Source organism: Flavobacterium sp. KACC 22758, from assembly GCF_028736135.1.
GTDB classification, from domain to species: Bacteria; Bacteroidota; Bacteroidia; order Flavobacteriales; family Flavobacteriaceae; genus Flavobacterium; species Flavobacterium johnsoniae.
The window spans coordinates 5,111,891-5,127,374 of the sequence record NZ_CP117878.1 but is presented as its reverse complement, the minus strand read 5'-3'; the positions used below and the strand labels follow the sequence as shown (position 1 = coordinate 5,127,374).

At 33.6% G+C, this 15,484-nt stretch carries 15 protein-coding genes; 10 read left to right on the top strand and 5 right to left on the bottom strand.

Annotated elements, in window-relative coordinates; translation table 11 throughout:
- Positions 1-92: 92 nt before the first annotated feature.
- The 4 genes from leuS (at position 93) to PQ462_RS21860 (ending at position 5,501) form a co-directional block, all read left to right on the top strand.
- On the top strand, positions 93-2,957 hold the full coding sequence (leuS, locus tag PQ462_RS21875; RefSeq protein WP_274251569.1) for a leucine--tRNA ligase: 2,865 nt from the start codon (positions 93-95) through the stop codon (positions 2,955-2,957).
- 636 nt (positions 2,958-3,593) lie between these two features.
- Complete coding sequence (locus PQ462_RS21870; protein WP_274251568.1) at positions 3,594-4,439, top strand: alpha/beta fold hydrolase; 846 nt, start codon at positions 3,594-3,596, stop codon at positions 4,437-4,439.
- 5 nt (positions 4,440-4,444) lie between these two features.
- Positions 4,445-4,918, top strand: coding sequence for an RNA polymerase sigma factor (locus PQ462_RS21865; RefSeq protein ID WP_274251567.1), 474 nt, complete (start codon positions 4,445-4,447; stop codon positions 4,916-4,918).
- On the top strand, positions 4,905-5,501 hold the full coding sequence (locus PQ462_RS21860) for a hypothetical protein (RefSeq protein ID WP_274251566.1): 597 nt from the start codon (positions 4,905-4,907) through the stop codon (positions 5,499-5,501). Before PQ462_RS21865 ends, PQ462_RS21860 begins: the two co-directional genes overlap by 14 nt.
- 75 nt (positions 5,502-5,576) lie before the next feature.
- On the opposite strand, the gene PQ462_RS21855 is transcribed toward PQ462_RS21860, so the two are convergent.
- A complete protein-coding gene (locus tag PQ462_RS21855; RefSeq protein WP_274251565.1) occupies positions 5,577-5,984 on the bottom strand; it encodes a hypothetical protein in 408 nt (135 codons plus the stop codon).
- 166 nt (positions 5,985-6,150) lie between these two features.
- Here PQ462_RS21855 and PQ462_RS21850 point away from each other — a divergent pair, with 166 nt between their 5' ends.
- From PQ462_RS21850 to PQ462_RS21840, 3 genes are all read left to right on the top strand, one after another.
- Entirely contained in the window at positions 6,151-8,163 is a 2,013-nt protein-coding gene (locus PQ462_RS21850) for a tetratricopeptide repeat-containing sensor histidine kinase (protein WP_274251564.1), read from the top strand.
- The gene (locus PQ462_RS21845; protein ID WP_121359980.1) at positions 8,156-8,791 is read left to right on the top strand and encodes a response regulator transcription factor; all 636 of its coding nucleotides are present in this window, start codon (positions 8,156-8,158) and stop codon (positions 8,789-8,791) included. Before PQ462_RS21850 ends, PQ462_RS21845 begins: the two co-directional genes overlap by 8 nt.
- Positions 8,792-8,889: 98 nt before the next feature.
- Entirely contained in the window at positions 8,890-9,573 is a 684-nt protein-coding gene (locus tag PQ462_RS21840; RefSeq protein ID WP_012022649.1) for a zinc metallopeptidase, read from the top strand.
- A gap of 166 nt (positions 9,574-9,739) precedes the next feature.
- On the opposite strand, the gene PQ462_RS21835 is transcribed toward PQ462_RS21840, so the two are convergent.
- The 3 genes from PQ462_RS21835 to PQ462_RS21825 all read right to left on the bottom strand — a co-directional run bounded on the left by PQ462_RS21835 (position 9,740) and on the right by PQ462_RS21825 (position 11,787).
- Positions 9,740-10,210, bottom strand: a complete 471-nt coding sequence (locus tag PQ462_RS21835; protein WP_012022648.1) for an Lrp/AsnC family transcriptional regulator — start codon at positions 10,208-10,210, stop codon at positions 9,740-9,742.
- 144 nt (positions 10,211-10,354) lie between these two features.
- Entirely contained in the window at positions 10,355-11,104 is a 750-nt protein-coding gene (locus tag PQ462_RS21830; RefSeq protein ID WP_012022647.1) for a uroporphyrinogen-III synthase, read from the bottom strand.
- A 14-nt stretch (positions 11,105-11,118) separates the two neighbouring features.
- Positions 11,119-11,787 (bottom strand): DUF4271 domain-containing protein, encoded by a 669-nt coding sequence (locus tag PQ462_RS21825; protein WP_073410614.1) that lies wholly within the window; start codon positions 11,785-11,787, stop codon positions 11,119-11,121.
- A 107-nt stretch (positions 11,788-11,894) separates the two neighbouring features.
- On the opposite strand from PQ462_RS21825, the gene PQ462_RS21820 reads away from it, so the two are divergent.
- From PQ462_RS21820 to PQ462_RS21810, 3 genes are read left to right on the top strand one after another with little or no spacing between them, the layout of a single operon-like run.
- Positions 11,895-12,620, top strand: a complete 726-nt coding sequence (locus PQ462_RS21820; protein WP_012022645.1) for a polyprenol monophosphomannose synthase — start codon at positions 11,895-11,897, stop codon at positions 12,618-12,620.
- A gap of 9 nt (positions 12,621-12,629) precedes the next feature.
- Entirely contained in the window at positions 12,630-13,970 is a 1,341-nt protein-coding gene (locus PQ462_RS21815) for a dihydroorotase (RefSeq protein WP_274251563.1), read from the top strand.
- A 9-nt stretch (positions 13,971-13,979) separates the two neighbouring features.
- Entirely contained in the window at positions 13,980-14,459 is a 480-nt protein-coding gene (locus PQ462_RS21810) for a DUF4296 domain-containing protein (protein ID WP_274251562.1), read from the top strand.
- On the opposite strand, the gene PQ462_RS21805 is transcribed toward PQ462_RS21810, so the two are convergent.
- Positions 14,460-15,461 (bottom strand): NAD-dependent epimerase/dehydratase family protein, encoded by a 1,002-nt coding sequence (locus tag PQ462_RS21805; RefSeq protein WP_274251561.1) that lies wholly within the window; start codon positions 15,459-15,461, stop codon positions 14,460-14,462.
- Positions 15,462-15,484: the final 23 nt, after the last annotated feature.

Below are 15,484 nucleotides of genomic sequence, written 5' to 3'. Positions count from 1 at the left end.
TGCTACAATCCGCAATAAATGTAAATTTGCGGCTTAATTAATTTAGTGAAAAGCTTAGAACCTTAGTAACTTAGAATCTTAGTCACTTAGAAATGAAGTACAATCCAAACGAAATTGAAGCCAAATGGCAAAAATATTGGGCAGAAAATCAAACTTTTGCAGCAAAAAATAACTCTGAAAAACCGAAACATTACGTTCTCGATATGTTCCCTTATCCGTCTGGAGCAGGACTGCACGTTGGGCACCCGCTTGGTTATATAGCTTCAGATGTATATTCTCGTTTCAAAAGACATCAAGGTTTCAATGTTTTGCACCCAATGGGATACGATAGTTTCGGATTGCCGGCAGAACAATATGCGATTCAGACAGGACAGCGTCCAGAAGATACAACGCGTGTCAATATTGACGGTGGAGTAGACAAAGAAGGAAAACAAATTGCGGGTTATAGAAAACAATTAGATAAGATCGGATTTTCATTTGACTGGGCGCGTGAAGTGCGTACATCAAATTCTGATTATTACAAACATACACAATGGATTTTTATCCAATTGTTCAACTCTTGGTATTGCAGAAAACAAGGACAGGCTTTTGATATTTCAGAGCTTGTAACTGTTTTTGAAGAAAGCGGAAATGCATTGGTTGAAGCAGTTTGCGACGATAATGTTACGATTTTTACGGCTGATGAATGGAAATCTTATTCTGATGACCAAAAAGAGAAAATTTTGTTGCAATACAGAATGACGTATTTGGCAGAAACTGAAGTAAACTGGTGTCCAGGCTTAGGAACTGTTTTGGCAAATGACGAAATTGTAAACGGAGTTTCAGAACGTGGAGGTTTTCCTGTTATAAGAAAAAAAATGACACAATGGAGTATGCGAATTTCTGCTTATGCCGAACGCTTACTTCAAGGTTTAAATGATATTGATTGGAGTGAATCTATAAAAGAATCTCAAAGAAACTGGATCGGGAAATCGGTTGGGGCTTTGGTAACTTTTAATGTAAAAAATCACGATGAAGTAATCGAAGTATTTACAACAAGACCTGATACTATTTTCGGAGTTACTTTTATGACTTTAGCACCAGAACATGATTTGGTTGCTAAAATTACAACTCCTGAACAAAAAGAAGCTGTTGAAGCGTATATCGAAAAAACTGCAAAACGTTCGGAGCGTGAGCGTATGGCCGATGTAAAAACGATTTCAGGAGTATTTACAGGAGCTTATGCAGAACATCCATTTACAAAAGAAGCTATTCCGGTTTGGATTGGTGATTATGTTTTGGCTGGTTACGGAACTGGTGCTGTAATGGCGGTTCCTTGCGGAGACGAAAGAGATTATGCTTTCGCTAATTTCTTTAAAGGTCAGAACGGAATGCAGGAAATCAAAAATATCTTCGCTAATGTTGATATTTCTGAAGCTGCTTACGGATCAAAAGACAACGTTGAAATCACAGCTTCTGATTTCTTAAATGGATTAAACTACAAAGACGCGACAGCAAAAGCGATTTATAAGTTAGAAGAAATCGGACAAGGAAAAGGAAAAACAAATTACCGTTTGCGTGATGCTGTTTTCTCTCGTCAGCGCTATTGGGGTGAACCGTTCCCGGTTTATTATGTGAATGGATTACCAAAAATGATTGACACAAAGCATTTGCCGATTATTTTACCAGAAGTAGAAAAATATTTACCAACAGAAGATGGATTGCCTCCTTTAGGAAACGCGGCAGTTTGGGCTTGGGATACAAAAAAAAATAAAGTTGTTGCAACTGATTTAGTTGATAATGTTTCAATTTTTCCTTTAGAATTGAACACTATGCCAGGATGGGCGGGAAGTTCATGGTACTGGATGCGTTATATGGATGCGCACAACGAAAATGAATTTGCAAGTAAAGAAGCATTAGCTTACTGGGAAAATGTAGATTTATACATTGGTGGAAGCGAACACGCAACAGGACACTTATTGTATTCTCGTTTCTGGAACAAATTTTTAAAAGACAAAGGTTTCGCTCCAACTGAAGAGCCATTCAAAAAACTGATCAATCAGGGAATGATTTTGGGTACGACAGCTTATGTTTATAGATTGGAAGGAACAAATACTTTTGTATCTAAAAATAAAATTGAAGGTCAAAATGTACAGCCAATTCGCGTTGATGTTCATTTTGTAAATTCTTCAGATGAATTAAATATTGAAAAGTTCAAAGCTTGGAGAGAAGATTTCAATACAGCAGAATTTATTTTTGATGAAAACGGAAAATACATTGTAGGCCGTGAAGTAGAAAAAATGTCTAAGTCATACTATAATGTGGTAACTCCAGATGATATTTGTGCAGAATACGGCGCTGATACATTACGTTTATACGAAATGTTTTTAGGTCCATTAGAGCAGGCAAAACCTTGGAATACTGCCGGAATTTCAGGTGTATTTGGTTTCTTGAAAAAATTATGGAGATTGTATTTTGATGATAACGGTTTAATCGTAAATAACGACGAACCAACAAAAGACAACTTAAAATCATTGCATAAAACAATCAAAAAAGTAGCAGAAGATATTGAGAATTTCTCTTTCAATACCTCAGTTTCTCAGTTTATGATTTGTGTAAACGAATTGTCTTCTCAAAACTGTCATTCAAGAGCGATTTTAGAACCATTAGCGATTTTGGTTTCGCCTTATGCGCCTCACATTGCAGAAGAATTATGGGCACAGTTAGGACATACAACTTCAATTTCAGAAGTGGTTTTCCCAGCTTTTGATGCAAAACATTTAGTGGAGACTAATAAAGAATATCCAGTTTCTTTCAACGGGAAAATGCGTTTCACAATCGAATTGCCTTTGGATTTAACCGCAGCACAAATCGAGGAAATCGTAATGAAAGACGAAAGAACTCAAAAACACTTAGACGGAAGAACGCCAAACAAAGTGATTATCGTTCCAGGAAAAATCATCAACCTTGTAGGTTAATTTTATAATTTCCCAATATAAAAATTCCAAATTCCAATTTTACGATTGGGGTTTGGGATTTTTTTTATGCGTCTTGTTTTGTCAGTCTGAGCGAAGTCGAAGACCACATAAGTAACTCTACAAAGATTGGCGATTTTCTTTACGAAACTTCTTGCGTGGTCTTCGACTTCGCTCAGACTGACAATGCGTAAAGTCTGTTGTAAAAAAAACTTTGCGACTTAGTGTCTTTGCGAGCAAAAAAAAACCTTGCGTTCTTCGCGTAAACCTTTGCGCCCTTGCGTTTAAAAACCCGCACATGCGTACAGTTTGTCAGTCTGAGCGAAGTCGAAGACCACATAAGTAACTCTACAAAGATTGGCGATTTTCTTTACGAAGCTTCTTGCGTGGTCTTCGACTTCGCTCAGACTGACAATGCGTAAAGTCTGTTGTAGAAAAAACTTTGCGACTTAGCGTCTTTGCGCGCAAAAAAAACCTTGCGTTCTTCGCGTAAACCTTTGCGCCCTTTGCGGTTAAAAACCCCGCAAACTTTAGAATTAGTAATTTTTTCATAAAAAAAATAATCTGAGTTGTAACATTTTAATAGTTGTCGTATCCAAAGAACGGATCCGATTAATTAACAACTTAAAACTATTAAAAATGAAAAAGTATATCATCTTAATTATTGCATTCTTATTCTCAGCTTTATGTTTAAATGTTTTCGGACAGACAAGACAATTCCCATTTGAAATTTTAAAAACCGGAAACGGAGACCAATCCATAATATTTATTCCCGGCTTTGCGTCTTCAGGCGACGTTTGGAATGAAACCAAAGCCGCATTCGAAAATGATTTTACTTGTTATACACTTACAATGGCAGGTTTTGCCGGGATAAAACCACAATCTAATGCTTCGTTTGAAAATTGGAAAAACGGAATTGTAAATTATATCAAAGATAATACTATTGAAAAACCAATTCTAATTGGTCATAGTATGGGCGGAGGGCTCGCTCTTGCAATAGCGTCTGATTATCCGGATTTGATCAGCAAAATTGTGGTTGTAGATGCGCTTCCTTGTTTAGCTGCTTTAAATGATCCTGCTTTTAAATCAAAAATAAATAACGACTGCTCTTCAACTGTAAATCAAATGACAGGGTTGACCAATGATCAGTTTTATGATATGCAGAAAAAAACTATGCCGCGGCTTTTAGCGAATACTTCTAAAATGGATATGGTTGTAGACTGGAGTGTAAAATCAGACAGAACAACTTTTGGGCAAATGTATTGTGACTTTTTTAATGTTGATTTAAGGGATAGAATCTCTCAGATTAAATGTCCGGCTTTAATTTTATTAGAATCTTATTTTATAAATTTAAAACCGGCTATTGAAGATCAGTATAAAAATTTAAAAACTGCTAATTTTCAATACGCCACAAATGGACTGCATTTTATTATGTACGATGATACAGCTTGGTATTTAGAGCAGTTGAGCACTTTTTTAAAATAATAAAAATGGAATTCGAACAAATCTACAAGATATATTGGGATAGAATTTTCAGGCTTTGTATGGGTTTTGTAAACGATTATGATGCCGCTCAGGATTTAGCTCAGGAAACTTTTATAATTGTCTGGCAGAAATTAGGAACTTTTAGAAATGAGTCTTCTATTGGAACCTGGATTTTTAGAATAGCTTCTAATAATTGTCTGAGGCAGATAGAAAAACAAAAGCGTTTTCCAAAATCAGAACTGCCGATTCATCTTTCAGAAGAAAAACAAACTTCATTAGAACCTCAGATTCAATTCTTGTACAAATGCATTGCTGAACTTCCAGAAACCGATCGTATCATTATTTCGTTAGAATTAGAAGATATCAAACAAAATGAAATTGCTAAAATCGTCGGACTTTCTGAAGCCAATGTCAGAGTGAAAATTCATAGAATAAAAGAAAAACTGACTCAAAAATTTAAAGAAAATGGACAACGATAACAATATAGATTTTAAAGATTTATGGAAAAAACAAGCCATAAGTCAGCCAGATATGACCGATTTGCTGGCAAGAGTAAATAAATTTAAAAAAACCGGACTGCGTTGTTTGTGGATTACAAATATTTTGCTTCTTGCAACCAGCATCTTTATTGCCTTTGTTTGGTTTTATTATCAACCGCAGTTTATTTCGACTAAAATTGGAATTGTTATGGTGATTTTGGCAATGTTGATTTATTTAATGACCTACAATAAATTATTAGGGAATTATAAAAACATTGAAGCAAATCAAACCAATCACAATTATTTGCAGAAATTAATTGAAATAAAAAAGAAACAGCAGTTTCTTCAAACTAAAATGATGAGTTTTTACTTTATAGCTCTTACAATTGGAATTTGTTTGTATATGTATGAATACGCAAGCAGAATGACAGCGTTAGGAGCAGGTTTAACGTATGGAATTACTTTATTCTGGATGTTGTTCAATTGGTTTTATCTTCGTCCGAAACAGATCAAAAAACAACAGGAAAAAATAAATAGTCTGATTGAGAAGTTTGAGGAAATAAACAATCAGTTAGGGATATAAAAAAAGAAGCTTCGCAAATTGCGAAGCTTTCTTTTTTCCAAAAACAAAAAAAATATTAAATTCTAATCTTAAATACTATCTAGGAAAGATGTAGGTTTTAGGATGCACAACAATGATTCCATCACTGTCTGCTTTTCCTGTTAACTCAGATACTACCTTTCCTCCTATATAAACTTTAGCTGTCAAAGTTTGTCCTGCAACTCCACCATAACCGCCTGTGTGCACTAGTGCTCCATCAGAATCTGCATCAGCAGTAAACTCTTTAGTCCAAGGCAGTGTAGTTACATCTTCAATAAGTGGAGCGCCACTTTTTTCCATATAAGTAACATCCATTTTCCCTGTGTAGTTTCCTGTTATTTCATATTTTACATCTCTTGATCCTGTTCCTGAGTTACCACTGTCGTTGTCATTATCACTGCTGCAAGAAACTGCTGTAAAAGCAATAGTCAATACAAGCGCCGCTGTTTTCAAAATTGATTTCATGGTTGTTTTTTTTAATTAATTAAATTCTTTTAACAAAATTAGAATCTAATATCAGAGGGAGCAATACCTGATAAAATGCATTTTTAACTACCTGATATCAGGTAAAAGTGAGAGATTTCTTTTTGAAACGTTTTTTAATTTGATAAATTTGAATAAATCCTGCTTTATGAAGAAAATCTACTTACTTGCACTTTTTTTATTTTTATCTGCCGTTTCGAATTCACAGGTTATTCTTTCTCTAGATGATGATTCTGTGTATATTGACAGTATTGCCAACATCACTAAAAACACAAAATCCGACAGTATAAAATGTCTTTACAGTTTTAAATTATCAAAATTGTATTTGATGATTCAGGACGCCAAAAAATCAAAAGAATATTTAGCACAGGCAAACAGTCTTAAAAACAAATATCCGTTTTTGAGAGATGCCGGAATTTTTTATAATTCATCTACCTTTTTAGAGAAAGGAGATGTTGAGGGATTTGAAAAAACACTGCTTGACGGTAACGAAAAATTAAAGAAATATTTTAATACCGAAGCATTTCGAATCCGCGCTATTATTCTGCAGAATTATGGAATTATGCAGCAACGTAAAAACAACGAAAAAGTTTATATGAAACTGCTTATTAATGAAGCCATTCCTGCAGCCAAAAAAAGTCGTGATTATGAACTTATAAGCGGATTGTATAAAGCGGTTGCTATTATTTTTATGAATAATAACGAACGAGGAAAAGCGAGTGAATATTTAAGTGAAGCTCAAAAATATATTGAAAGAGCTATTAAAAAATCGCCAACTGCCGCCGAGTCGAAAATGGAAACTTATATAATTAATGCCGAAAATTTAATCGAATTACAGCATTTTTATGATGCTAAAAAAATACTCGATAAAGCATTTTCAACATTAAAAGATTTTCCGGAATCTAATTTAAACGATTCTTATTATTATTCTGAAGGATTGTATTATGCAAAGCAGAATAAAAACTCAAATGCATTAGAAAGTTACGGAAAGGGAATAAAATCTGCCGAAAAGCATCAAAATGAGATTGCCTTAAACCGATTGAAATTTGCAGAATATGAGGTGCTTTTTAAATTGAAAAATTATGATAAGGCAAAGAGCAACTTAGATTACCTTTTAGAAAATACTCCTTTTGTTGTAGATAAAAAGAATTATTATAATGAATTGGCAAAAGTTTACAATGCTACAAAAGATTATGATAAAGCCTATTTTTATTCTCATAAATACAATGCTTTAAATGATAGTTTAAATAATACCAAATTTCAAAGCGAGATTGTAGAACTAGAAGCAAAGTATAAAAAAGCCGAAAGCGAGAAAAAAATAACTTTACTGCAGTCGCAAAATGATAAGGCGGCTTTGCAGGTAAATAATAACCGTCTTAATTCTGTGCTTTTTGCAGGTCTGTCTTTTCTTTTGTTTTTAATTGTTTTGTTTTTGTGGATTTTCAATAAAAATCAAAAGAAATTAAGCATTCAAAAGGAAATCAACCTTAAACAGGAATTATCATCTTTTGAAGACCGGCATAAACTTTCTGTTTCCAAAGCTTTGATTCAAGGTGAAGAAATGGAAAGAAAAAGAATTGCCAGAGATCTGCATGATGGACTTGGGAGTATGCTTTCGGGAGTGAAAATTCATTTAAACCTGGCTAAAAAAGATAACGGAGAAGCGGTTAATAATGTTGATACGCTGCTGGATAATTCAATAAAAGAACTTCGAAATATATCGCAGAATTTAATGCCCGAAAGTCTGCTTGAACTTAGTTTAGAACACGCTTTAAGAGATTTATGCGCAGCAAATTCAAATGCTGTTACTAAAATTGAGTTTCAATATTTGATTAAGAAATCAAAACTGCCGAAAAACTACGAAATCATGATTTACAGAATTATTCAGGAACTATTGAATAATGCTTTGAAATATGCAAAAGCATCTCAGGTTTTGGTTTCGTGTTCTCAAAATAAAGATGTGTTTTTTATTACGGTTGAAGACGACGGAGTTGGCTTTAATCTCTCGGAAGCAAAGAGTAAAAACGGAATGGGATTGAAGAATATTCACAACCGTGTAGAGTTTTTAAGCGGAAAATTAGAAATCGACAGTAAAATAAATCAGGGAACTTCCGTTTATATAGAACTGAATGTCATAAACGAAAATCAAAAAAATGAGTAAAAGATATAAAATGGTTGTGGTTGACGATCATCCAATTGTAATTTCTGGAATTTCAGGTTTGCTGTCTGATTTAGATAATATTGAAATTGTAGAGAAAATGCAATCCGGAGCTTTGCTTCTCGATTATATCGAAAACAACGAAGTCGATCTGGTTTTAATAGATATTTTTCTGCCGGTTGTAACCGGAATAGATTTGTGTAAAGCTATTAAACAGAAATATTCTCAGGTTATCGTTATTGGAATGAGCAGTCAGTCCGAAAGAAGCCTTGTGATGCAGTTTATTCAAAATGGCGGGAATGGTTATATTTTAAAAAGCGCTTCTTTTGAAGAGTTTAAAAACTGTATTAACAAAGCAATTGAAGGAGAAATTGTTTTCAGTGATGAGGTAAAAACGATTGTAAGCCAGCCATTATCTGAAGATTTAGATAATATTCCGAGTCTAAGCAGAAGAGAAAAAGATATTGCGCTTTTGCTTTCAAAAGGAAAACAGACCCAGGAAATTGCTGATGAACTTTTTCTGAGTTTTTTAACTGTACAGACACACAGACGTAATATTCTTCAAAAATACAAAACCAAAAATGTCGCAGAATTAATTACCCTGCTTTTAAAAAACAATCTTTTAGACTAAAAAATGTCCGAAAAAATGCCAAAATGACATTTTGTTAAAATGGTTTACAATTTGCTGTTTGTTTTGTAAATTTAAAATCAATCAAAAAAAGTAAAAATATGGGAAGTGGATATTTAATTCTCGCCGGAGCTATAATGCTATTTAGCTGGATGGTGAGTGCAAAACTTAAAAGTAAATTCGAATTATATTCTAAACTGCAATTACGAAACGGAATGAGCGGTGCAGAAATCGCCGAAAAAATGCTTGCTGATAATGGAATTACAGATGTTCGTGTTATTTCGACTCCGGGTCAGTTAACAGATCATTATAATCCTTCAGATAAAACCGTGAATTTGAGTGAAGCTGTTTACAGTCATCGTAATGCCGCGGCAGCAGCGGTTGCAGCACACGAATGCGGACATGCAGTGCAGCACGCAATTGGTTACGAATGGTTAACGATGCGATCTAAGCTGGTTCCTGTTGTCAGCGTGGCTTCAAACTTTATGCAGTGGATTTTGTTAGCAGGAATTTTAATGATTAGAACTTTTCCGCAGTTATTGTTAGTAGGAATTATAATTTTTGCGGTAACAACATTGTTTTCTATTATAACATTACCTGTAGAATACGATGCAAGTAACAGAGCCTTAGCCTGGCTTGAAAATAAGCACATGTTGACACAAGAGGAGCAGGCTGGAGCAAAAGATGCCTTAAAATGGGCTGCAAGAACGTATGTAGTTGCTGCTTTAGGATCGATAGCAACGTTGTTGTACTATATTTCGATTTATTCGAACAGAAGGAATTAATTTGAGAATTAGATAATTAGTAATTAGATAATTTATCATAAAACCCGACAGTTTAAAACCTGCCGGGTTTTGTTTTTTTTATCACTTTGGTGTTTTGCTGCCATATTGAGCGAAGTCGAAACCTTTCAAGGGAATGATTTAAGTATTTATCGAATTATTATCTAATTTACAATTGAATCTGTCTGTCAATCTGCTGATCGAGCGAAATAAAAGTCTCTGTTCTTGAAACACCTTCAATAGCCTGGATTTTAGTGTTTAAAAGCTGCATTAAATGCTCGTTGTCACGACAAATAATTTTTATCAAAACCGACCAGTTTCCGGTTGTATAATGGCATTCCAGAACTTCTGGAATTTTTCTTAATTCTTTTACGGCTTCAGAGTTTCGGGAAGCTTTATCAAGATAAACACCAATAAAAGCCATTGTGTTATAGCCTAAAACTTTTGGGTTAACTGTAAATTTAGATCCGGAAATTACGCCGGATTGTTCCAGTTTTTTTAATCGCTGATGAATTGCAGCTCCCGAAATACCAATTTTATTAGCAATTTGTAAAATAGGCTTTCGGGCATCGTCCATAAGATATCGAAGGATTTCTTTGTCGATACCGTCAATTTCAATTAAGAGGGAGTTGATTTTCATAACTTATAATTTGAAACTATTTATTGTGATTTGGGTTTAGAATAGAAATCAAATGTAGTTAAAAGGTGGGTGAAAACAAAAATTCCAAATCCCAACATAAAATTGGAATTTGGAATTTTAAAAATTCTATATTTTAAAAAAGGATTATTTTCCTTTGTTTGCCTCGGCAACGTATTTTTCTAAAGCCATTGTCATAGAAGGAGTTTCAGGAGTTGGAGCAAGAATATCAATTCTTAAACCATGATCTAAAGCTTCTTTTTGAGTTGTACTTCCAAACACGGCAATTCTGGTATCGTTTTGTTTGAAATCAGGGAAGTTTTTAAACAAAGATTTAATTCCAGTTGGGCTGAAAAACGCTAAAACATCATAATAAACGTCAGCAAGATCAGATAGGTCGCTCATTACAGTTCTGTAAAAAATAGCTTGTGCCCAATCTACTTTAAGGCTGTTTAATGTAATAGGAGCATCTGCATTTAATTGGTCAGATGCAGGAAGCAGGAATTTCTCGTCTTTGTATTTTTTGATTAAAGGAGATAAATCTGCAAAATCTTTTGCTCCAACGTAAATTTTACGTTTTCTGTACACAACGTACTTTTGAAGATAAAATGCTACTGCTTCAGATTGACAAAAATATTTCAATCCTTCTGGAACTTTGTAACGCATTTCATCAGCCACTCTAAAAAAATGATCTACAGCATTTCGACTTGTTAAAATGATCGCAGTGTAATGATTAAGATCGATTTTTTGTAATCGAATCTCTTTTGCGCTAACCCCTTCCACATGAATAAATGGTCTGAAATCAATTTTTATTTTGTGTTTTTGTTGGAGCTCAAAGTAAGGAGAATTCTCCACTTTAGGTTCAGGCTGTGACACCAAAATTGTTTTCACTTTCATATTATAAACATTTTCTAAGCACTCCCTTTTGTTATCCAATAATAGAGAAAATAATAAGGCGCTATTTCAAGAGCGCAAAGATATAAAATAAAATAAAATAACTTGCCGATAATTACGTTTTGATACGTTTTAATTGAAATAAAATACGAATAAAGGCTGATACAGAGTGAAATACCTATGATTGCAAGCGGTACAATCGTTGGAATATTGTCATAATAAAACAAAATTGCATTGATTGGAAGGATTAAAACGCCTATATAAGTTCTGTAAGTAACTTTTTGCAAATTAAAAAGCTCTACAAAATCGTCGATGTTGAATGAAGCTGCGACAATTTTCTCAATTAAATACTTCGCCAGAATAAAATAAAGTAAGAAAGTGGCTATTTGAATAAACAAAATCCAGTCGGTTTTAGATGCCTGTCCAAAAATATTCATGGTAAGCTGAATAAAAAATGCAAACGAAATAACCTGAACGAAAAATAAACCAACTGTAAAGCTGCTTTTCATGTGGCTGTTATCCCGATAAATTTTGGCATATTTATCAGAAAAAATAAGTTTGCTGAATTCTGTAAAACGAGTTTCGTATGCAGATTTTGTCATTGCAACAACAGCAAAGGTCAGGACAAATAAAGCCGTTGCCCAGTCTTTGTTTTCAATTATTCGAGGATGAAGATGTTCAATCATAGCGTCACAAAATTAGTAATTTTTTGTATCAATACTTTTATTATGTATTTATTATGAACCAAATGCTATAAAAAGTTTACTTTTGCGGTGAAATTACCGTGAAAAAAATGAATGATAGTATTGTCATAATTCCCACTTATAACGAAATAGAGAACGTAGAAAGTATAATAAGAGCCGTTCTTTCGCAGCATAAATCTTTTCATCTTTTAATTATTGATGATAATTCTCCAGATCATACGGCTGATAAAGTTATTGCTTTACAGGAAGAATATCCAGAAAGATTATTTCTTGAAAAAAGAGCCAAAAAAGCAGGACTAGGAACTGCTTATGTTCATGGTTTTAAATGGGCTTTAGCACATAATTATGATTTTATTTTTGAGATGGATGCCGATTTTTCGCATAACCCAAATGATCTTGAAAAATTGTATGATGCCTGCCATTTTGGAGGTGCTGATTTAGCAATAGGATCACGTTATGTAAAAGGTGTTAATGTGGTAAACTGGCCTTTAAGCCGTGTGTTAATGTCATATTTTGCATCGGTTTATGTAAAGTTTATTACCGGAATGAAAATTCACGATGCAACCGCAGGTTTTGTTTGTTATAAAAGAGAAGTTTTAGAGAAAATTAATCTGAACAAAATAAAATTTGTTGGATATGCGTTTCAAATCGAAATGAAGTACAGAACTTATTGTGCTAAATTTGAAATAAAAGAAGTCCCAATTATTTTTACAGACAGAACAAAAGGTGTTTCGAAAATGAGCAATGCCATTATTAAAGAAGCAATTCTTGGGGTGATTTCTCTTCGATTAAAAAAATTAGTCAATACATTATAAAGATAGGACATGAACAGGATTTTAATAAAAAATGCCAAAATTGTAAACGAAGGATCTATTTTTGACGGAGATGTTTTGATCGAAAATGATCTTATTGTTGAAGTTGCAGACAGCATCAGTCTAAAAACATCAGATTGTATTGTTATTGATGCCGAAGGAAGTTATTTAATGCCGGGAGCAATTGATGATCAGGTGCATTTTAGAGAACCGGGCTTAACGCATAAAGGAGATATTGAATCTGAATCTCGTGCAGCTGTTGCTGGTGGAATCACTTCTTTTATAGAGCAGCCAAATACAGTGCCTAATGCCGTTACTCAGGAAATATTAGAAGATAAATATCAAATTGCAGCTCAAAAATCATTTGCGAATTATTCGTTTATGATGGGGGCAACCAATGATAATTTGGAAGAAGTTTTAAAAACAAATCCAAAAAATGTAGCCGGAATCAAGATTTTCTTAGGTTCTTCAACAGGAAACATGTTAGTTGACAGAGAAGAAACTTTAGAAAAAATTTTCTCAAGCACACCAATGTTAATTGCAGTTCATTGTGAAGATGAAACTACGATTCAAAATAATCTGGCAGAGTTTAAAGAAAAATACGGAGATGATATTCCTGTAACGGCTCACAACTTAATTAGAAGTGCTGAGGCTTGTTATCTTTCTTCTTCAAAAGCAGTGGCTCTGGCAAAAAAGACAGGAGCGAGACTTCATATTTTTCATCTTTCGACTGCAAAAGAAATGGAATTGTTTACAAATAAAATTCCATTAGAAGATAAAAAAATCACAGCCGAAGTTTGTGTACATCATCTTTGGTTTACTGATGAAGATTACAAAACAAAAGGAAATTTCATTAAATGGAATCCGGCTGTAAAAACCGAAAGTGACAGAAAAGTTCTTTGGGAAGCTTTAAATGACGGCCGAATTGATGTTATTGCAACAGATCACGCGCCTCATACTAAAGAAGAAAAAGCACAATCGTATTTAAAAGCTCCATCTGGAGGTCCGCTTGTACAGCATGCTGTTGTGGCAATGTTTGAAGCGCATCACCAAGGAAAAATCAGTGTAGAGAAAATTGTAGAAAAAATGTGCCACAATCCGGCTAAAATTTTCAAAATTGAAAAAAGAGGATTTATCAGAGAAGGTTATTTTGCCGATTTGGTAATTGTAAACCCAAGTAAGCCTTGGAGCGTAAATACAGATAATATTTTATACAAATGCGGCTGGTCTCCTTTTGAAGGAACAACTTTTAAATCGAGAATTACGCATACTTTTGTAAACGGTGAAATGGTTTACAATAATTTTAAAGTAAAAGATATCCGCGCCGGAAAACGTTTATTGTTTGATAGATAAAAAGCTGAAATGAAGAATTGTTTAATAATACTATTAGTTTTGTTTCTTTCTGTAAGTTGTAAAAAAGAGGTTGTAAAACAGCCTGCAAAACTTATCGAGAAAGAAAAAATGATTGATATTATGTATGATTTGTCTCTTTTAGAAGCAATGAAATATCAGCATCAGGAATTAATAGATTCTACTGAAACAAACCCAACAAAATTTATATTGAAAAAATATAAAGTTGATAGTTTACAATTTGCACAAAACAATATGTATTATGCTGCAGATTATGAGAACTATAAAGATATGTTTGATGAGGTAGGAAAGCGATTGGCCAAAGTTCAAAGAGCCACTGATTCGATAGTCAAAATCGAAGATAAAAAAGCGGCTAAAGAAGCAAAAAAGAAAAAGAAAGAAGTTCTAAAAGATTCGATCAAAAAAGCAGAACCTATAATAAAAAGCATCGATTCGCTGAAAAAAGCAAAAAGAAAACAATTAAGAAAGTAATTACAGCTTCGAAATATTTTTTACATATTCATGTACATCTAGAAAAACCGTTCCCAGAGCGGTTTTTATTTTTTCATTAGAATACAGATTTTTAGAATAAGAAGCTTTTGCAGTTGCTTTAGTCAGTCTTCTTTTTTGAAAAAATAAAGTCGAAAATATTCCGTCGGCAATCCAAAGGAAATTCATTAAAGCGGGTTTTGCATGACGATGCGGTCTTTTAACGTTTAATGCATCTGCAATGGTGTTTAGAATATCTTTAAAAACAATATTATCGGCAATTAAAGTAAATCGTTCGTTTTTAATATCGCTTTTCATTAGCTGAAGGGCAGTTTTTACAACATCATCCACAGAAATAAAACCAGTATTTCCAAGTGTGTAAAAGGAAAGTCCGTTTGCAACTTTTGCATACAATTCAGAACTTCCTTGTTGTTTGCTTTGCTCTTTCGGAATTGGACCTAAAATAACACCCGGATTAATAATAATAACATCTAAACCTTCCTGATGTCCACGCCATACTTCCATTTCGGCACCATATTTTGAAATAGCATAATCACTATGTGGTTTTTCAGGATTCCAATCTGTTTCTTCGGTAATATAAGTTTCATGAGCTGCTAAATCTCCCAGCGCAGCAATGGAACTCACAAAACAGAATTTTTTAATTTCTCTGGCAATAGAAAAGTTGACGATATTGGCTGTTCCTTCGATATTGGTTTTTCGAAGTGCTTCTTCATCTTTAGGATCAAAAGAAATTAAAGCAGCACAATGGTAAACATACTCAATGCTGTTAAAAGCAATTTCGAGAGAAGGTATGTCCAGAATATCGGCTTCAAGCCATTCTATTTTTTCAAACAATTCTGTTTTTTTGTATAATTCAAAAACCGATTTTGTTTTTTCAATATTATTTTGACTGCGATAAATTGCCCTTACATTTTCTCCATTTTCAATTAAATGAAGTAATAAATGCGAACCAACTAAACCTGTTCCTCCTGTTACTAATACCATTTTGTAAAGATAAGTTTTTGCCT